Genomic DNA, 18858 nt, shown 5'->3' on the forward strand with positions numbered 1-18858 from the left:
TGGACCGCCCATTATCGCGCGCCGGCGAACTTCAACGCCTCGCGCGCCGATGCTCGACCGCGAACTTGATCAACTCGGCCTGCCCTTCGATATCGAGCTTGCGCTTCAGATTCAGCCGATGCGTCTCCACGGTCCGCACCGACAGATCGTTGCGCTGCGCGATCTGCTTGCTCGACAGACCTTCGGCGAGCGCATCGAGAATGTCGCGCTCGCGCGGCGTCAAACGTTCCACCGGCGATTGCGTCGCCGACGCCTGGATCAGCCGCGCGCTCAGCTCCGCGCTGAAGAACGTCTTGCCGTCGAGCACCGCGCCGATCGCCTGAATGATTTCGAGCGCCGGCGAATCCTTCAGTACGTAGCCGCTCGCACCCGCGCGCACCGCCTGCGTCACGTATTCGAGGTTGTCGTGCATCGACAGCATCAGCACGCGAATGGCCGGAAACCGCTCGTGAAACAGGCCGGCCAACGCAATGCCGTTCATGCCGCTTTTCATGCCGACATCCATCAGCGCGAGATGCGGCGACTGTCGTTCGGCCAGTGCGAGCGCTTGCTGCGCGTCGCCCGCTTCGCCGACCACTTCGAAATGGCGGACCGCTTCGAGGCGTGCGCGCAGACCGTCGCGCACGAGCGGATGATCGTCGACGAGCAGCAGACGCGCGATCGAAGGTGAGGTCATGTCGTTCATGAAGAGAGTTCCTGCAGGGGCGGCACGGTCGCATGCATCGTCGGCAGCGGCACGCGCGCGGCGACGACGGTGTGACCCGGCTGCGAGTTCAACGACAGGGTGCCGCCGAGCGCTTCGAGCCGTTCGCGCATGTTGCGCAGACCGACACCTTCACGTCCGCCGACGAATGCGTCGGTTACGTCGAAGCCGCGGCCGTTGTCGGCGATCGTCAGCGTGACCGCATCACGCGAAATCTCGAGCGCAAGCGCCGCGCTCGACGCCTGCGCATGCCGCACGATGTTCGTCAGCGCTTCCTGGGCGATGCGAAACAGCATGGTGTTGACCGCCTCGGGCAAGGCGGCCGCATGCGTGTGCGAGATCTGCGTAAAGCCGATCGCGATGCCGGACTCGTCGCCGAGTTCGCGCGTCAGCTGTTCGAGCGCGGCCGCGACGCCGAGATCGTCGAGCATCGACGGGCGCAGCGCATGCGAAATGCGCCGGACTTCGCGCAGCGTATCGCCGAGCCGCGTGAGTCCGGTGGACAACGCGGCCTCGGCGGCGGGCACGCGTGCGTCACCCCGTTCGAGCCGCGCGAGCGCCGATTCGAGCAGCAGCTTCACGGACACCATCATCTGGCTGATGCCGTCGTGCAATTCGCGCGACAAACGCGCGCGCTCGTTCTCCTGTGACTCGACGACCTGCTGTGCGAGCCGCTTCAGCTTCGCGTCGGCGCTGCGATATTCGGTCACGTTCAGCACGAGCGCGCATAGCGCAATGACCGCGAGGCCAGCCACGGCGATCGCGTCGATCCACTTCATCGTGCGACCGATATTGGCCGCGGCCCCGGCGTCGATATGCGCGAGCGCGCTGTCGACGTCGTCGAGATAGATGCCGGTGCCGAGCATCCAGCCCCAGCGCTCGAGCGGCACCACGTAGCCGAGTTTCGACTCGACCTTGCCGGTCGACGGCCGATGCCACAGATAGCGCACGTAGCCGCCGCCGCGCCCGGCGGCGGCGAGCAGTTGCTGGATCGTCGGCGCGCCCCGGCTATCGCGCAACGACCACAGATCGCGGCCGACCAGGTCGGGCTCGCGCGGATGCATCAGCGAGCGGCCGTGCATGTCGTAGACGAAGAAGTAGCCGTCCTCGCCGAAATCCATTTTTTCGAGCACCGCGAGCGCGCGCGTGCGCAGCAGCGCGTCGTCGCGCGCATTGTCGCCGCCGGCTTCGTAGAGCGGCGCGATCGCGGTGGTCGCGAGTTCCACGTAGTGCTTGAGTTCGATCTGCTTGCTCGCCATATACGCGGCCTGGGTGGTCGCGTGCTGCCGCTCGGCGAGCGCCGTCGCTTCGCGGCGCACCCCGGTCTCGATGCTGGCGATCGCCGCGAGAAAGGGCACGATCGCGAGCAGCACAATCTTGGCTTTGAGTTTCATCGTTGGAAAACCGGTCAACGGGCTACGTATTATCACGTAGACGGCTTACGTAGTTGCGCGCTTGTAAGGAAGCGCGCGAAGGCGAATACTACATGCCCGTCGCATACCGCGCTGCGCAAGGCCTGGCGGGCGCGTGTGCGGCGTTCCCCGCTTTCCCGCCTGACCTCAGGCAACCGGGCATCCGCGCGCCGGGCCACGAGCCATCGCGCGTGCTGTCGATAATACTCAGGAGACGTTCGTGGAGACCTCCCCCTCGGCCGGCCGTTCATGGCTCTGGCTCATTCTGCTGATTCCTTATGTCGCGCTGCTGTGGCTGCCGTTCTATAACGACACGCATCCGCCGCTTGCGGGCTTTCCGTTCTTCTACTGGTATCAGTTTCTGTGGGTGCCGTTGACCTCGCTGCTGATTTACATCGTGTATCGAGGTCTCAAATGAGCGATCTGAATCCTGTGAACCCGGTGGCGATGACGGTTTTCATCGCGTTCTTCGCGCTCGTCACGGTGATCGGCTTTTTTGCCGCACGCTGGAAACGCGGCGATCTCACGCAGTTGCACGAGTGGGGTCTCGGTGGCCGGCAGTTCGGCACGGTCATTTCGTGGTTCCTCGTCGGTGGCGATTTCTACACCGCCTATACGGTGATCGCGGTGCCCGCGCTGGTCTATTCGGTGGGCGCGTATGGCTTCTTCGCGTTGCCCTACACGATCATCGTTTATCCGTTCGTGTTCGCGGTGATGCCGAAGCTGTGGAAAGTCGCGCACGCCAAGCACCACATCACCGCGGCCGACTACGTACACGGCGAGTACGGCGGCAAGTGGTTCCCGGCGGCCATCGCACTGACCGGCATCGTCGCGACCATGCCGTATATCGCGCTGCAACTGGTCGGCATGCAGGTCGTGATCAAGGGGCTTGGCGTCAGCGGCGAATTGCCGTTGATCGTCGCGTTCGTGATCCTCGCGCTCTATACGTATGCGAGCGGTCTGCGCGCGCCGGCGATGATCGCGTTCGTCAAGGACATCATGATCTATATCGTCGTGATCGCGGCGGTATGGCTGATTCCGGTGAAGCTCGGCGGCTATGGGCACGTGTTCGCACTGGCCGATGCGCACTTCCAGGCGAAGGGCGGCGCGACCGGCATCCTGCTGAAGCCGAATCAGTACACCGCTTTCGCATCGCTCGCGCTGGGCTCGGCGCTTGCCGCGTTCATGTATCCGCATACGATGACGGCGGTGCTGTCGTCGGCGTCGGCAAAGACGGTGCGCAAGAACGCGATCTTCCTGCCTGCCTACACGGTGCTGCTGGGCCTGATCGCGCTGCTCGGCTATATGGCGATCGCCGCGGGCGTGAACGTGAAATCGGCAAGCGACGTGGTGCCGACCCTGTTCGGCACGCTGTTCCCGTCGTGGTTCGTTGGTTTCGCGGCCGCCGCGATTGCGATCAGCGCGCTGGTGCCGGCCGCGATCATGTCGATCGGCGCGGCGAATCTGTTCACGCGTAATCTGTGGCGTCCGCTGGTGTCGCCGAACATCTCACCCGCGGCCGAGGCGGCCAATGCCAAGATCGTCTCGCTGGTCGTCAAGTTCGGTGCGCTGCTGTTCATTGTGTTCCTGCCGACGCAGTACGCGATCGATCTGCAACTACTCGGCGGCGTATGGATTCTGCAGATTTTCCCGGCCATCGTGTTCACGCTGTACACGCGCCGTCTGAACACGCCGGGTCTGTTCCTTGGCTGGCTCGTCGGTATCGTGCTCGGCACCGGCCTCGCGATTTCGCAAGGGCTCAAGCCGGTGTATGGGCTGCATTTCGGCCACGAGAGCTGTCCGCTCTATATCGGCCTGATCGCGCTGGTCGCGAATATCGTCGTGAGCTTCGCGGTGTCGGCAGTGTCGCCGCGACGGGCTGCCGTTACGGCCTGATCGACCTTTATCCGGCTCGATGAGGAACGCCGCGGGGCTGTCGGCCCGCGGCGTTTTTTATGGTGCTCAGGATCCGGAAGAACTAAAACCGGTCGACCCTGAACGGCCGCGGATCGACCAGCGTTTGCTCGCCGGTCATCATTTCGGCGATCAGCCGTCCCGTCACCGGTCCGAGCGTCAAACCATGATGCGCATGCCCGAACGCGAACCACAGTCCTTGATGTCGGATAGCGGGCCCGATGATCGGCATCATGTCCGGCGTGCACGGGCGGCGTCCCATCCACGGTTCGGCGTCCAGACGTTCGCCGAGCGGAAACAGGGTGCGCGCGATCGGCTCGACCGCATCGAGCTGTACCGGCGTCTTGGCCGCGTCGAACCGCGCGATTTCGGCGCCCGTGGTCAAACGGATGCCGCGCGCCATCGGCGCGAGCACATAGCCGTGCTCGACGTCGAGAATCGGATGATTGAGCCGCGCGCTCCGGCGCGGCGCGTAGTGCATGTGATAGCCGCGCTTGACCGCGAGCGGCAGCCGATACCCGAGCCGGGTGCTCGCGCTCTCCGACCACGGTCCGAGCGCGAGCACCGCCGACGCGGCCGTGATGGCTCCGTCTCGTGTATCGACTTGCCAGCCTTCGCGCAGCGTATCGGCATCGCCGATGAAGAACCGTCCGCCCAGCGCTTCGAAGTACCGCGCGTAGGCGGTGACGAGCGCGTTCGGATCGCTGACCGAATCGGATTGCGGATAGCGCAAGCCGCCTTGCAGGCGTTTGTCGAGATCGGGTTCCAGTTGTTGCAGGCGCGATGCGTCGAGCGTTTCGAACTCGACGCCGTACTCGCGATGCCATTGCTCGGCGAGCGTGATTTCGGCGTCGCGTGCGGCGGCGTGGCGAAACACCTTGATCCAGCCGATCGGCCGCAGCAGCGCGCCCACCCCAGCGTTCGCGGCGAGCGCGCGATGTTCGCTGACGCAATGCTCGATCAGCGTCGCGTACGACTTCGCGATTTGCGCATGCTTCGCCGGATGCGAATTGCGCCAGTAACGCCACAGAAACGGCGCGACCTGGAGCATCGCGTCGGCGTGATAGCGCACGTCGGGCGACTGGTTACGAGCGTAGCGCAGCAGGGTGCCGAGCCCGCGCGGAAACGCGTATGGATAGACGCCCTCGCGCTGGATCAGCCCGGCGTTGCCGAACGACGTCTCGTTGCCCGGCTCTTTGCGGTCGATCAGCGCAACGGCGCGCCCGCGTTTCTGCAGATGCACGGCGACGCACACCCCGACAATGCCGGCGCCGAGCACCACGGTATCGAATTTCATGCTCCCTGCCCGCCTTGGGTGTGTTCTGTGTGTTGTCGACGCTCCGCCGTTTTCCAGTGCGCGGCGAGGCGCTCGTTTTCATCTTATACAGGGATCGGCCCGCTTCGCTATGGGCAAAAAACCACGCTCGGGAAAACGCGCGAATGCCAGGCGCGAGCGGGCGAAATCCTGTCTTTCGACGCGCGATCGAGCGGGGGACTTCGGACTCGCTGGCCTCAGCGTGTAAACTGCTGACTTTTTTGCGTCCGGTGGTATGTTGCAAGCCCCTCAACGCAGCGCCCTCAGCGGGCCCGCGCTCGTTCGCCTACTGGCCCGTCTCGCCGAGGCCGACGTCGCCGAATCGCGGCAATCGCTGGCGGATCGGCTGAGCCAGTGGCTCGGCTGGACCGACGCGATCGCGTTGTCGTCGGCGCTGGACGGCAAGCCGCCGGCCGTCGCCGGTGGCGCGCGTGCGTTCGGCCGCGCGGAAGAGGACGAGTGCACGCGCGTGCGCCGCTCGCTGGTGAGCGCCATCGCGAGCGATGGCCTGCTCGCCGGCTCGCGCCGGCGTGGATCGGCGCCGTCGTCCACCCCCATGTCCGCTCCACGCGCGGCCGTGGACACGCAGGCCGACTACGCGGTATTCCGGCACCGCTATCTCACGCTTCAGCAGTCGATGGAAACGGCGATCGGCACGTTGCGCGGCCGGCTGCGCGGGCTGCTGGCTACGCAAACGCCGGCGCTCGCGCGGCTCGCGCTAGTCGATGTGGTGATGGAGCGTGCGCTAGGCGAGCGCGAGCGGACGCTACTCGGCGCGGTGCCCGGATTGCTCGGCGGGTACTTCGACCGCTTGCGAGAGGGCGAGAAAACTGCGCCCGCCGGCCACGCCGAGACGCTCCCGTCCGACGCGTGGCTCGACACCTTTCGCAAGGACATGCAAAGCGTTTTGCTGGCCGAGCTGGAAGTTCGTTTTCAACCGGTCGAAGGGCTGCTTGCGGCTCTTCGCGCCTGCTAACTGGGACCCCATGTCCAGATATCGTATCGATCTCGTCGTATTTCTCGCAGGGCTCGCCGCGGCGTGCTGGATCGCCGTCGGTTACGCCGTCTCCAATCCGCTTGCGTTCGTCGTCACGCTGCTGATCGGCACCTTCTACGTGCTGGGCGCGCTCGAATTGCGCCGCTACAGCCAGGCGAGCGCGACGCTGACGGGCGCGCTCGCCGCGCTGTCCGGACCGCCGCCAAGCCTCGCCGCGTTTCTCGAACCCGTGCATCCGAGTCTGCGCAATAGCGTGCGGCTGCGCGTCGAAGGGGAGCGCGTCGCGTTGCCGGGCCCCGCGCTGACGCCGTATCTGGTCGGCCTGCTGGTGCTGCTCGGTATGCTCGGCACGCTGCTCGGCATGGTGATGACGCTGCACGGCACCGGCCTTGCGTTGGAGAGCGCGAGCGACCTGCAGGCGATTCGCACATCGCTGGCCGCGCCGGTCAAGGGGCTGGCATTCGCGTTCGGCACGTCGATCGCGGGTGTCGCGACCTCGGCGATGCTCGGGCTGCTGTCCGCGCTGTGCCGCCGCGAGCGGCTCGAAGCGGCGCAACAGCTCGATGTGAAGATCGCGACGACCTTGCGGGTCTACTCGCAGAGCCATCAGCGCGAGGAAAGCCTCCGGCTGCTGCAGCGGCAGGCCGAAGCGACGCCGCTGCTGGTCGAACGTCTGCAGACGATGATGAGCGCGCTCGAACAGCAAAGCGCCGCGTCGAACGAGCGGCAGATCGCGAGCCTCGACGCGTTTTGCGGCCGCACCGAAGCCGCTTATCTGCGCCTGGCCGGTGTCATCGAGCAGTCGCTGAAGGACAGCGTGGCCGGCAGTGCGCAGGCCGCGGGCGAGGCTCTACAGCCGGTCGTCGAAGCGACGATGGCCGGCCTCTCGCGCGAAACCGCCGCGTTGCACGACGCGGTGACGCAAGCCGTGCAGCGCCAGCTCGACGGCATGTCGAGCGGCTTCGCGGCGACCAGTGCGAACGTCGCCGAGATTTGCAGCCACGCGCTCGCCGGACATCGGCAGGCGAGCGACGAGTCGGCCGCGCAGCAGCGCGCTTCGGTCGAACGCGTCGCCGAAGCGTTCGAACAGCGCTCGGCCGCGTTGCTCGACGCCGTGTCCGCGCGGCTCGAAGCGACGGCAAGCGGCATGTCGCAGGCTTGGGGCGACGCGTTGGCACAGCAGCAAAGCGCGGGCGACAAGCTGGCCGCCAACAACGAACAGGCGTTGGCGCGCGCCGCCGCGACGTTCGAGCAGCATGCCGTGGCGTTGCTGAGCGCCGTCGGTAGCTCGCATGCGAACTTGCAGACGGAACTGACTGCGCGCGACGAGCAGCGTTTGGCCGCATGGGCCGAGGCGCTCGACGCGATGGGCGCGAAGCTCAGCGATCAATGGCAGCAGACGGGTGCGCAAGCCGCAAGCCATCAGCAGCAAATCTGCGACGCGCTGGCGCAAACCGCACGCGGTATTTCCGCGCAGACGCAAACGCATGCGAGCGCGACCATCGCCGAAATCGATCGACTGGTACAGGCAGCGGCTGAAGCACCGAAGGCGGCGGCAAACCTGCAAGCCGAACTCGCCGCGCGCGACGAACAGCGCTTCGCCGCGTGGACAGAAGCGCTCGGTGCGATGACCGCGAAGCTCAGCGAACAATGGCAGCAAACCGGCTCGCAAACCGCGAGCCGACAGCAGCAAATCTGCGACGCACTCGCGCAAACCGCGCGCGATATCTCCGCGCAGACGCACACGCATGCCAACGCGACGATCGCCGAGATCGAGCGCCTCGTGCAGGCGGCGTCGGAAGCGCCGAAGGCCGCTGCGGAAGTCGTCGCGGAGTTGCGCCAGAAGCTCTCCGACAGCATGGTCCGCGACACCGCGATGCTGGAGGAGCGCAGCCGTCTGCTCGCCACGCTGGAGACACTGCTCGACGCGGTCAATCATGCGTCGACTGAACAACGCACGGCGGTGGATACGCTGGTCTCGACGTCGGCGGATCTGCTCGAACGTGTCGGCAGTCGCTTCACCGAACATCTCGAGCAGGAGACCGGCAAGCTCGGCGCGGTCGCCGCGCAGGTCACCGGCAGCGCGGTCGAGGTCGCGAGCCTCGGCGAAGCATTCGGCGCGGCCGTCGGCGTGTTCGGTGAAGCGAACGACAAGCTCGTCGCGCACCTCGAACGCATCGAAACGGCGCTCGATAAATCGCTTGCGCGCAGCGACGAACAGCTCGCCTACTACGTCGCGCAGGCGCGTGAGGTGGTCGACCTCAGCGTGATGTCGCAGAGGCAGATCGTCGAAGATCTGCAGTTGCTGGCCGCGCAGCGCGCGACCGACGGAGCCGACGCGGTATGAGCGAGGAACTCGACGGCGGCGTGGAAACGGCTGCGCCGATCTGGGCCGCTTTCGGCGATCTGATGTCGGTGTTGCTCGGCGCCTTCGTGCTGATTCTGGTGAGCGTGATCGGCGTGCAGCTCGAACTGTCGAGCAAGCTCGAGCAGGAGGTCAAGCAGCGCCAGGCTGAAACGCAGCGCCGCAAGACGCTCGAACAGGCGCTCGCCGGACCGCTCGCGGCGGGGCGCGTGACGCTCGTCAATGGCCGCATCGGCATTAGCGGCAACGTGCTGTTCCCGCTGAATTCCGCCCAGCTGCAGCCGGAGGGCCGCGCGCTGCTGAAGAGTCTCGCCGGGCCGCTGTCCGCATATCTGCGCGCGAGCGACCAGATCTTGATGGTGAGCGGCTTCACCGACGATCAACGCCTGCGCGAAGGCAACCGACGCTTCGCCGATAACTGGGAGCTGTCGGCACAACGCGCGTTGACGGTCACGCGCACGCTGATCGACGAGGGCCTGCCGGCGTCGTCGGTATTTGCGGCGGCGTTCGGTTCCGGGCAACCGGTCAGTTCGAATGCCGACGAACCGGGTCGCGCGAAAAACCGCCGCGTCGAAATCGCGCCGGTGCCGCGGCCGTCGAGCGGGGCGGTAGCGGAGAAGGCCGGTGTCTGATGACGCGCGTGACGGCAGCGCCATGACCGACGACGCGATCCACATGACTCGCGCGACGCTCGATGCATGGCGCGCGAGCGGCGCGGCCCGGCTCGATCCGGTGCGCTTTCATCTGCTCGACGCCTTTGCGCGGCGCACGACGCGGCACAGCGGCGAGTCGCGACGCGCGCTTGAGCAACGATTGTCAGAACTGCTGGCCGAATATACGGCCGAGGTCGAACGCGCGGCTGCGGACGAGGCCGCGTCGCAAGCTGCCACCGGTCAAGTCGACGAAGGCAACGACGCCACCGACGCCACGCTCGCGTCGCTGATCGAACAGCTCGCCCGCCACCATGCGCGCGCGGATGCACCGCACGCCGCGGCCTATCCCGAACTCCCCGCGATCGACTACTTCCGCGAAGTCTGGTCCAAAGTCCGCACAGAAAAGCAGCTGCGCCAGTCGCTTGCGCAGGTGCCCGGCAACGCGGGGCCGCTCAATTCGAGCAGCCTCGTGCATCGCGCGCTGTCGTTGATGCGCGAGCTGTCGCCGGGCTATCTGAAGCAGTTTCTGTCGTATGTCGATACGCTGTCGTGGCTCGAGCAGATGAATGGCGGCGTGCCGGTCGAGAAGGAAGCGCCGCGCGCCGCGACGACGGGCAAGGGCGCTCGCAAGAAGGCCCGTTAAGCGGCGTTGTCGTTGCCGCTGCTGCGTCCAAGCGCAGTATTCGATTGCGATCGAGCGGCGCTGAAAGGCAGAAGGCGGCCCTGGCCGTTTCATGTTCCCATGGCATAGTGACTGAACCCGTCATCACCGGAGGCCGGCATGCGTATTCAGACATCCTTTCTTTTCGATCTCGACGGCACGCTCGTCGACAGCGTCTATCAGCACGTGCTGGCGTGGAAGGAGGCGCTCGACAGCGAGGGGATCGCGCTGTCCGTCTGGCGAATCCATCGCAAGATCGGCATGAGCGGTGGGCTGTTCACGGACCAGTTGCTGCGTGAGACGCACGGCGAGATCAGCGTCGAACGCGCCGAACGGCTGCGGCACGCGCACGCGGCCGCCTATCAGCGCCTGCGCGCGCAGGTGTGTCCGCTGCCGGGCGCGCGCGAACTGCTCCAGGCGCTGACGCAGGCCGGTACACCGTGGGCCGTCGCGACCAGCGGGCGGATGGAAACTGCCGCACTGAATCTGGCGGCGCTCGGCGTAGATCCGGCGAAGTCGGTCGTGGTCACGCGCGACGACGTCAAATACGCGAAGCCCGATCCCGACCTCTTCCTCGCCGCGGCCGCGCGGCTCGGCGTGCCGATCGAGCACACGGTCGTGGTCGGCGACAGCATCTGGGACATGCTCGCCGCGCGCCGCTGCCGCTCGCTCGGGGTCGGCCTGCTGTCGGGCGGCTACGGCACCGAGGAGCTGGAGCGCGCGGGGGCGTTGCGTGTCTACGACGATCCTGCCGACCTGCTCAGGCATCTCGACGAAGTGGCGTCGCGGCCGTGAGCAGGGCGTCGATCAGGGCTTGATCACCGGCGGCGCCGCCGGCGGCGCCGCCGCGGGGGGCGTCGGCGTCACTTTCGACGATTCGCGCACGAGCTGATCGGTCATCGCCGACGCGACCGGATTCGTGCCGCGGCCGGTGCCGGCGCCAGCCCCAGTGGCGTTGCCCGATGACATCGGCACGGTGATGCCCGATGGCATCGGCAGCGACGGGTCGGGTTTGGCCGATTCCTTGACCAATTGGTCCGTCAGCATCGCGGCGACGGAGTTGGCGCCATTCGGGTGCATGTCGTCGCGCCGGTGGCCCTGGGTCTGGTCGATGCGCGGTCCGTACTGCGGCCGCGATGGGTTTTTTTGCTCCGCGTACGACTGCAGTTTCGCGCGAGCGTGCGCGACTGCGGCCGGATTGACCGCGGGCGGCGCCGCATTATCGATGCGGCCGCCGGCGGTCTGGCCCGAATCGGGCGTGGCGCCCAAGGCGGGCGCGGCCGCTGTTGCGGGCGGGGAGGGTGCGGGAGCGAGTGCCTGCGCGGGTACCCGAGCGGCGGAACCCGTTTGCGCGAGCGCCGACTGCGGCGCGGGCGGGCTCATCGGTTGCGCCGGCATCACACTGGCGCCGGCCGCACGCGTCGTGTCGGTCTGCGGTTGCGGTTCCACCGCGCCGGTGGTGCCGCGGGTCACCGCGCCGGTCACGGCTGGCACCTGATCGTCTCTGGGGTAAAGCAGATAACCGGCGACACCCGCATCGACCACGAGCAGCCCGACTATCATCATCTTGCCGGTATTCGTCATATCTAAGCAACAACCATTCAGCAACTGCGATTGACTGATGATAAACGACCCTCGCGTCAGCGACGCTTGTTGCTCGCATTCCGCGATGCTGCGCGATGGTTGATGTCCGAATGGGCCTGGCACCAAAACAGCGCACGCCTGCCGTTATCGCGATTCGTTTGCACGGCGCAAAAGGAGACTTTCCGGGTGCTGCGATTTTCTTTTCGACTCGATTATGATCGCCGCATTGGCGCGACCGGCACCCGCAGCAATACGATTTAAGTTGTACTGCCAATGCGTGGAGCCTGTACTATACGAACCATTGCAGACGACCGGCAGCCAGGTTCCATTGTCCGGCGTGGAAAATGAATCGAGACGCGCGAACAGCGTCGACAGCGGCGAGCGCAGGCGGCGACCGGAAATAGCGGCAACAACCCATTGATCATGCGGACCCGCGGGCGAGACATCGCCCGGCATTCCTTGGGCAGTCGCTTGGCGAGACGCCAGACCCATCGGTCGGTCCGGGGCGGTCGCAGCGGCAGCGCGGGAAACACGTGAAGATATGAACAACTTTATTCGACCTCCCGTTTTTTATCCGTCCACGGTGGTTTTCGTCGACGATAACGACAGCTACCTCGACGCGCTGCGCCGGTTTTTTCCGGGCACCTACACGAACCTGTTTTTCACCCGTCCGCAAGCAGCCCTCAACTATATTCGCCAGCATGCGCGCGAGAATTCGCTCGAATTCGCGGCGGCATCGGCGTGCCTGAGCGAGCCCGGCGTCGAGCGTTTCGTCGAGACCTCGGCCGAGCGCGACATCGTCGCGCGGCCGTCGCGCTTCGAGGAGGTGTCGGCGGTCGTCGTCGACTACGACATGCCGGGCATTGGCGGCGTCGAATTCCTGTCGTCGATCTCGCACTTGCGTTGCGCGAAGGTGTTGCTCACCGGCGTCGCCGATGAAACCGTCGCGGTGAAGGCGTTCAACGCCGGCATCGTCGATCTGTACCTGCGCAAGACCGACGCGGATTCGGCCAATCGCCTCACGCATTTCCTGAAGGACGCGAAGACCCGCCATTGCGCGGAGTCGGGCTGGCTCGCGCTCGGCGAAAACGGCATGACCTACTGCGATCCGCGCACGCGCAAAGTGATCGACGAAGTGGTGGCCGCACAGGGCATCGTCGAGTATTACTGGCGGCCCGAGCAGAACGTGATCCTGATGTTCGACGCCGCGGGCAACCCGAGCGTGTTCGTCGCGTGGGCCGAGAACGACTGGATCTCGCAGGGCGAGATCGTCGCCGACGAGGGGGGGCCGTCCGACCTGCTGCGCCAGCTTGCCACGCGCGAGGTGATGCCGCTGTTCTGGCCGGACCTCGCATATCGCTCCGGCATGAAGTTCCGCTCGCTGACGCCCCAAAGCATTCCCGGCTGGGACGACGCGTTCTTCGGCTGGACTCGCATCGAGCCGGCCGAGGTCGGCCTCGATCTCGTCACGTTTGCGCACTGGCGCAGCGATCGCAATCGCTGAGCCGGGATAACGCGGCGGTCACGGCGGTGTATGCCGCCGCGCTAATGGCTTGCGTGTTCGCGGAGAAAACCGCATACAGCCCGGTGCATGGCCTGCACGGCGGGGCTCGTTTCAAGCGCGCGCCAGCATCCATGCACAAGCCCCGTGCCGATCAGGAGCCGGGCATCTCCACCGGCCGCGCGAATCCGTTCGACGAACACGCGCGCGTCGTCGCGCAGTGGGTCGTGCTCGGCGCCGACGGCAAGTGTCGGCGGCAATCCGTCGAAGCGGGTTGCGGCGAGCGGGATCGTCCACGCGGGGCCGGGCGTCGCGTCGCCTTCCCCACTTTTCCCCCAATAAGCGTCGCGAAACTGACGCACGTCCGCGAGCGTCAGCATCGGCGCATCGGACTCGGTGTCGCGCGCGGGCAATTGCGGCTCCGTGCCGAGCATCGGATAGACGAGCGCGATGCCGCGCACCGCACTCATGCCGTCGTCGCGCAGCTGCAGCGCGACGCTTGCCGCGAGCGTGCCGCCGGCGCTATCGCCCGCGAGCTGCAATGAAGCGTGCTCGGGCAGGTCGAACGGCAGTTGGCGGTTCAACGCGGCCCGCGTGATCTCGAGGCAGTCGTCGTGCGCGGCCGGCGCGCGATGCTCGGGCGCAAGCCGGTAGTCGACCGCGATCACGTCGAGGCCGGTGTCGGCGGCGAGGCGCGCGGTCACCATCTGATGACTGTTCAGCGAGCCGAGCACGAAGCCGCCGCCATGAAAATACAGCACCGTGCCGCGGATCGGGCCGTTTTCGCGTGCCTTCGCTGGATGCCGGTAGAGCCGCAGCGGGATCGCGTGGCCCGTGCCGCTGTGAAAGCTTGCGTCCTGCGTGATGAGATCGCTGGGCAGCGGCGGCGTCAGCACCGCAGCGTAGCGGTCGTATAGCTCGCGCTGCTCGCGCGGCGTCATCGCCGCGTGATGCGATGGATAGAGCGCACTGGCCCGTTCGATGAAGGCGGCGATTTCCGGCTCAAGCATGATCACTCCGTTCGGACAGTGTTCCCAGTTGCGCTGTGCACGGCAAAGCGATCACACGTCCCGCAAAACGCGCCGCCGGCAATGTCGCATGTGCTAGCGCGAGTTCGTGTACGCGCGCTTTGACGTCCGGATCGAAAGCGACGCCGCGCGGTCCGCTGGTATCGACGTGCAGCAGCATCTGTTCGCCCGCGGCGACGGGACCGGTGCGCTGGCTTTGCGTCGTGCCCAGCGAAAACATTTCGAGGTAGACATGAATACGTTTTGCGTCGTGGCCGAGCACGCGCATGTCGACACGCACCTGCGTGTCTCGTTTGATTTCGTGAAGATAGTTGAGATGCGCTTCTAGCGTGTAGATCGATCGATGCCGCTCTTTGCGCACCGCATCGGGCAGGCCGATGAAATCGATCAGTCCATCGATCGCGAGACTGAAGATCAGCATATAGAACGCGTCGCGCATGTGGCCGTTGTAATCGACCCATTCGGCGCGGACGGTCTCGCTGTAAGACGGCAGGGCAACGGGATGCGACATGAGCGTCTATCTCCTCGATCGGATGCGATGGCTGCGGAGCGTCGTTTGGCGTGATCAGTGTAGTGCATCGCGATGAGGCTGCGCCGAAAGCAGGCGCCTCGAATCGTGGTCGTTATAGCAACGATGAATTCATAGTGCAGGGCTTACTACGTGGTCTGATCGGTTTCCAAACCGGCACAACCGCTGCCGCTGCCAGTTTGACGCTGAAGTACGTGGGGCACTCGCGCCGCCGCGTGCTCCAGCGCTCGTCGCTGCAAACCATCAAATCCGTATCAGCACCGCCCCTAGCGTCACCAGTGCACACGCCACGATGCGTCGCGCGGTGAGCTTCTCGCCCATGAAGATCCAGCCGATCAACACCGCGAAGATCGAACTCAACTCGCGCAACGCGGAGACCATCGCGATCGGCAGATAGCGATACGCCTCGATGATCAGGCAATACGCACCGAGCGCGAGCAAGCCCGACGCGATGCCCTTCACCACCAGCGCGCGGCCGATGAACAGCCCCTTCGCACCGCCGCGCCAATACCACGCAAGCATGAACTGCGGGATGTTCCAGATCAGATAGACCCACATGATGTAGCTCAGGCCATTGCCCGCGACGCGCGCGCCGACGCCGTCGACAACCGAGTAGGTCGCGATGAAAAGACCCGTCAGCAACGCGAACGGCACGCTCTCGCCGGAAAATCGCATGCCGCGCCGAAAGGCGAGCGAGACGATGCCGCACGACACGAGCGCGACGCCGAGCGCGGCGAGCGGTTCGAGCACCTCTGCCGCGAACACGAGCGCGCCGACGAACACGAGCATTGGCGAGAGACCGCGCGCAATCGGATAGATCTGGCTGAAATCGCCGCTTCTGTACGCGCGAATCAGCGCGAGCAGATAGCCCCATTCGAGCACCGCGGACGCGACGATATACGGCCACGCGGCCGGCGCCGGCAGCGGCAGCACCAGCACGCCGATCGCGCTGACTACGATATACGGCATCGCCATCATGCCGAGCAGCCAGACGCGGTCTTCGGACAGATGCAAGAACGCGTTCCACGTCGCGTGAAGCAGCGCGGAGAACAGCACCAGCAGGACGACAAAGGTTTCCATCGACAACGGGATCAGCCGAACAAGGCAAGGGAAGACCGCAAGGCGGTCGCAAGCTCGTGATTATTCCAGCAGAACGCAGGAATGGCGGAGTGGATGAGCAAAGCGAAGGGGTTTTGTGGTGAGAGCGGCGTTTCGGCGCCGGTGCCGTCCTCAGATCACCCGCTCACGCAGCCAAGCCGAGCCGAGATCGATCACCGTCACGATGACGATCACCATGATCATCACCGCGGCCGTTTGCGCATAGTTGAACGAGCGGATCGCCTCGTACAGCACGACGCCGATGCCGCCCGCGCCGACCATGCCGACCACCATCGCCGAGCGCACGTTCGACTCGAAGCGATACAGCGCGTACGAGATCCACAGCGGCAGCACTTGCGGCAGCACCGCATAGACGATTTCGTCGAGGCGGCTCGCGCCGGTCGCGCGCACGCCTTCGGCCGGGCGCGGATCGATCGCCTCGACCGCTTCGGCGAACAGCTTCGCGAGCACGCCCGTCGTATGCACCCACAACGCGAGCACGCCGGCGAACGGCCCGAGCCCGACCGCGACGATGAACAGCATCGCAAAGACCATTTCATTGATCGCGCGGCACGCGTCCATCAGGCGGCGCACCGGTTGCACCACCCACTGCGGCGCGAGATTGTGCGCGGACATCAGGCCAAATGGCACCGCGCACACGAGCGAGAGCGCGGTACCCCAGATTGCGACCGCCAAGGTCACGTACATCTCGTGCGCGTAGCTGCGCCACTCGGTGAAGTCAGGCGGGAAGAAATCCGCCGCGAACTGGCCCATGTTGGCCGAGTCGCTGAGCAGGTCGAGCGGACGCATGTCGGCACCATGCCACGCGCCCCCGAGTATGGCGAGCACCGCGATCCAGCCGAGCAGCGACCACCAGCCGCGCTTGCCGGCACGATGTCTCGCCTGCGCCGCCTGCGCCGCCTGCGCCGCCTGCGCCGCGGCCGCTTCGCTCGCGCGCGCTGGCGATGCGATCACGTCGGCCGTATTCATTGCTTCGACTGTGCGTTGCTGAGCGCGCTCAGCTTCGCGTCGAGCGCGGCCAACTGCGTCTTGCGATCGCTATCGGACAGATGCGCATCGCTCTCGATCTTCTGCTTCTGCTGGAACAGCACGATCTCGCGAATCGGTAGCAGCTGCTGATTCGACGATGCCTCGAAGCCGCTGTACTCGGTGATGCCGGCCATCACCGCTTTTTCGTGCGGATCGGTCTTCGCATAGTTCAGGAAGAACTTGCGCAGCTTGTCCTTCGTCGCTTGCGGCAGATCCTTGCGCCACACGAGCGGGTCCGATGGAATCAGCGGCGAAGTCCACAGCACGCGCACCTGCGCGAACTTGTCCGGGTGCTCGCGCTTCAGCGTTTCCATCATCATGCTGTTGTTGGTCGCGATGTCGATCTTGTTGTTGACGACCGCCAGCAGGTTCGCTTCGTGGCTCGACGGCAGCACGCTCTTGAACGACGTATTGACCGGCGCGTTGTGCTTCGCGAACAGATAGTAGCCCGGCACCAGCGTGCCCGACGTGGAGTTCGGATCGCCAAAGCCGAGCGTGACGTCCTTCGTGTTCCTGAACACGTCGTCGAGCGTCTTGAAGCGGCTGTTCACGTTGGTGATCAGCAGCGAGTAGTAGCCGCTGTCGCCGTTCGCGTGCTGCGCTTTGGCAAACACTTCGCCATCCGAACGGTCGACGGCTTCGATCGCCGACGCGTTGCCGAAATAGCCGACCTGCACCTTGTTGAAGCGCATGCCTTCGATGATGCCGGCGTAATCGGTCGCGAAGAATGCTTTCACATTCAGACCGGTCTGTTTCCTCATGTCATCGATCAGCGGTTCCCAGCGTTGCTTGAGTACCGCCGACGAATCGGTCGAGATGATGCCGAGGTTGACGTCCTCGGCATGGGCCGTGGCGACGCAGGCGAAAGCGGCCGCGCCGGCCGCGAGCGTGATCAGGGAGCGCAGGAATTTCATCGGTTGAGATCCGGTTGGGTGAACGGAAGGAATCAAAAGCGCGCGACAGCGCGGGCGGGTTCAGTTCGACGGCGCGGCGTTGAGCGCGAACGCGTAGCGCGCGGCGGCGGGGCCGGTATCCGACCGGGCCGGCGCGGCGGCGGTGGCGGCGACGTCAGGTGCGTTGGGTGTTTGGTCGGCGTCCTGCGTGGCGTCGTCGAGCAGCTCACAAGCATCGTCGCCGTAGAGTCTTTTCAGCAGCGCCGGCGTCAGCGCACTGGAAGGGCCGTCGTAGACCACCTTGCCGCGACGTAGCGCGACGGTGCGAGGACAGTACCGCAGCGCGATGTCGACCTGGTGCAGCGACACCAGCACCGTGATCCGATGCTCGACGTTCAGCGCCTGCAGCATGTCCATCACGCGGCGCGACGATTCGGGATCGAGCGAGGCGATCGGCTCGTCGGCGAGCACGATCTGCGCACGCTGCACGAGTGCCCGCGCAAGCGCGGCGCGTTGCTGCTGACCGCCCGACAGGTTCGCGGCGCGTTCGCGCGCATGTTCGGCGATACCGACCTCGTGCAGCGCGGCCAGCGACAGCGCGCGTTCCGCGCGCGGGAAACGGCCGCTCAGACGCCGCCACCAAGGCAGGCGCGCGAGCGCGCCGATCAGCACGTTGGTTTCGACCGACAGCCGGTTCACTAGGTTGAACTGCTGGAATACGAAGCCGATGTCGCGGCGAATGCTGCGCACTTCGCGCACGATGCGGCCGTTTTGCTGGATCGGCCGGCCGAGAATCTCGATCTGCGATGGCTGCGCGTCCGACGCGGTAAAGCCCGCGATATGCCGCAGCAACGTCGATTTTCCCGAGCCCGACGCGCCGATCAGCGCGACCATTTCACCGGGCGCGATGCGCAGGTCGATTTCGTCGAGCGCTTTGCGGCCGTTACCGAACGTCTTGCTCAAACGTTCGATTCGAATAGCTTCACGGATCGCTTCCATGTGTACCCCCTCGATGCATCCGGACACTGCCGGCATGTGTCGGGCTCATTCTAGGAAGCGACTGTGACGGTTGAGTGAAGGCATCGCAACGTCTAGACGACTACATCTTTTGGGCGACTTTTCCGCTATGTCATGTGTCGTCAGGATGACAAAACA

19 protein-coding genes are annotated in these 18858 nt (G+C 65.7%); 8 read left to right on the forward strand and 11 right to left on the reverse strand.

What is annotated here, in order from left to right:
* Positions 1 to 31: 31 nt before the first annotated feature.
* Entirely contained in the window at positions 32 to 685 is a 654-nt protein-coding gene (locus BJG93_RS19090; protein WP_027195868.1) for a response regulator, read from the reverse strand.
* Complete coding sequence (locus BJG93_RS19095) at positions 682 to 2097, reverse strand: cache domain-containing protein (protein ID WP_027195869.1); 1416 nt, start codon at positions 2095 to 2097, stop codon at positions 682 to 684. The genes BJG93_RS19090 and BJG93_RS19095 overlap by 4 nt, the downstream gene beginning before the upstream one ends.
* Positions 2098 to 2335: 238 nt before the next feature.
* Here BJG93_RS19095 and BJG93_RS19100 point away from each other — a divergent pair, with 238 nt between their 5' ends.
* Together BJG93_RS19100 and mctP are read left to right on the forward strand one after the other, a co-directional pair.
* Positions 2336 to 2533, forward strand: a complete 198-nt coding sequence (locus tag BJG93_RS19100; protein WP_027195870.1) for a DUF3311 domain-containing protein — start codon at positions 2336 to 2338, stop codon at positions 2531 to 2533.
* Positions 2530 to 4011: a monocarboxylate uptake permease MctP gene (mctP, locus tag BJG93_RS19105; RefSeq protein ID WP_027195871.1), complete on the forward strand. Its 1482-nt coding sequence runs from the start codon at positions 2530 to 2532 to the stop codon at positions 4009 to 4011. Before BJG93_RS19100 ends, mctP begins: the two co-directional genes overlap by 4 nt.
* An 82-nt stretch (positions 4012 to 4093) precedes the next feature.
* On the opposite strand, the gene BJG93_RS19110 is transcribed toward mctP, so the two are convergent.
* Positions 4094 to 5326, reverse strand: coding sequence for an NAD(P)/FAD-dependent oxidoreductase (locus BJG93_RS19110; RefSeq protein ID WP_027195872.1), 1233 nt, complete (start codon positions 5324 to 5326; stop codon positions 4094 to 4096).
* A 253-nt stretch (positions 5327 to 5579) separates the two neighbouring features.
* Here BJG93_RS19110 and BJG93_RS19115 point away from each other — a divergent pair, with 253 nt between their 5' ends.
* The 5 genes from BJG93_RS19115 (at position 5580) to BJG93_RS19135 (ending at position 10815) form a co-directional block, all read left to right on the forward strand.
* Entirely contained in the window at positions 5580 to 6320 is a 741-nt protein-coding gene (locus BJG93_RS19115; protein ID WP_027195873.1) for a DUF3348 domain-containing protein, read from the forward strand.
* A gap of 10 nt (positions 6321 to 6330) precedes the next feature.
* Complete coding sequence (locus tag BJG93_RS19120; RefSeq protein ID WP_027195874.1) at positions 6331 to 8688, forward strand: DUF802 domain-containing protein; 2358 nt, start codon at positions 6331 to 6333, stop codon at positions 8686 to 8688.
* Positions 8685 to 9338 carry an OmpA family protein gene (locus BJG93_RS19125; protein ID WP_027195875.1) on the forward strand — a complete coding sequence of 218 codons (654 nt, stop codon included), beginning with the start codon at positions 8685 to 8687 and terminating at the stop codon, positions 9336 to 9338. The genes BJG93_RS19120 and BJG93_RS19125 overlap by 4 nt, the downstream gene beginning before the upstream one ends.
* 22 nt (positions 9339 to 9360) lie before the next feature.
* The gene (locus tag BJG93_RS19130; RefSeq protein ID WP_027195876.1) at positions 9361 to 10002 is read left to right on the forward strand and encodes a DUF2894 domain-containing protein; all 642 of its coding nucleotides are present in this window, start codon (positions 9361 to 9363) and stop codon (positions 10000 to 10002) included.
* Positions 10003 to 10140: 138 nt separating this feature from the next.
* The gene (locus tag BJG93_RS19135; protein WP_027195877.1) at positions 10141 to 10815 is read left to right on the forward strand and encodes an HAD family hydrolase; all 675 of its coding nucleotides are present in this window, start codon (positions 10141 to 10143) and stop codon (positions 10813 to 10815) included.
* Positions 10816 to 10827: 12 nt separating this feature from the next.
* Here the strand turns inward: BJG93_RS19135 and BJG93_RS19140 are convergent, their stop codons facing one another.
* Both BJG93_RS19140 and BJG93_RS19145 read right to left on the reverse strand, forming a co-directional pair.
* On the reverse strand, positions 10828 to 11604 hold the full coding sequence (locus tag BJG93_RS19140; RefSeq protein ID WP_027195878.1) for a hypothetical protein: 777 nt from the start codon (positions 11602 to 11604) through the stop codon (positions 10828 to 10830).
* Between the two features lie 144 nt (positions 11605 to 11748).
* On the reverse strand, positions 11749 to 12096 hold the full coding sequence (locus BJG93_RS19145; protein WP_154671748.1) for a hypothetical protein: 348 nt from the start codon (positions 12094 to 12096) through the stop codon (positions 11749 to 11751).
* 49 nt (positions 12097 to 12145) lie between these two features.
* Here BJG93_RS19145 and BJG93_RS19150 point away from each other — a divergent pair, with 49 nt between their 5' ends.
* Positions 12146 to 13108, forward strand: a complete 963-nt coding sequence (locus tag BJG93_RS19150) for a response regulator (RefSeq protein WP_027195880.1) — start codon at positions 12146 to 12148, stop codon at positions 13106 to 13108.
* A 41-nt stretch (positions 13109 to 13149) separates the two neighbouring features.
* Here the strand turns inward: BJG93_RS19150 and BJG93_RS19155 are convergent, their stop codons facing one another.
* The 6 genes from BJG93_RS19155 to phnC form a co-directional block, all read right to left on the reverse strand.
* Positions 13150 to 14115 carry an alpha/beta hydrolase gene (locus BJG93_RS19155; protein ID WP_027195881.1) on the reverse strand — a complete coding sequence of 322 codons (966 nt, stop codon included), beginning with the start codon at positions 14113 to 14115 and terminating at the stop codon, positions 13150 to 13152.
* Entirely contained in the window at positions 14108 to 14644 is a 537-nt protein-coding gene (locus BJG93_RS19160) for a thioesterase family protein (RefSeq protein ID WP_027195882.1), read from the reverse strand. Before BJG93_RS19160 ends, BJG93_RS19155 begins: the two co-directional genes overlap by 8 nt.
* A gap of 261 nt (positions 14645 to 14905) precedes the next feature.
* Entirely contained in the window at positions 14906 to 15742 is an 837-nt protein-coding gene (locus tag BJG93_RS19165) for a DMT family transporter (protein WP_027195883.1), read from the reverse strand.
* 150 nt (positions 15743 to 15892) lie between these two features.
* Positions 15893 to 16750, reverse strand: a complete 858-nt coding sequence (phnE, locus tag BJG93_RS19170) for a phosphonate ABC transporter, permease protein PhnE (protein WP_027195884.1) — start codon at positions 16748 to 16750, stop codon at positions 15893 to 15895.
* Entirely contained in the window at positions 16747 to 17724 is a 978-nt protein-coding gene (gene phnD / locus BJG93_RS19175; RefSeq protein WP_027195885.1) for a phosphonate ABC transporter substrate-binding protein, read from the reverse strand. Before phnD ends, phnE begins: the two co-directional genes overlap by 4 nt.
* A 60-nt stretch (positions 17725 to 17784) precedes the next feature.
* Positions 17785 to 18702, reverse strand: coding sequence for a phosphonate ABC transporter ATP-binding protein (phnC, locus tag BJG93_RS19180; protein ID WP_027195886.1), 918 nt, complete (start codon positions 18700 to 18702; stop codon positions 17785 to 17787).
* Positions 18703 to 18858: the final 156 nt, after the last annotated feature.

The sequence above is a fragment of the Paraburkholderia sprentiae WSM5005 genome (assembly GCF_001865575.2).
Taxonomy (GTDB): domain Bacteria; phylum Pseudomonadota; class Gammaproteobacteria; order Burkholderiales; family Burkholderiaceae; genus Paraburkholderia; species Paraburkholderia sprentiae.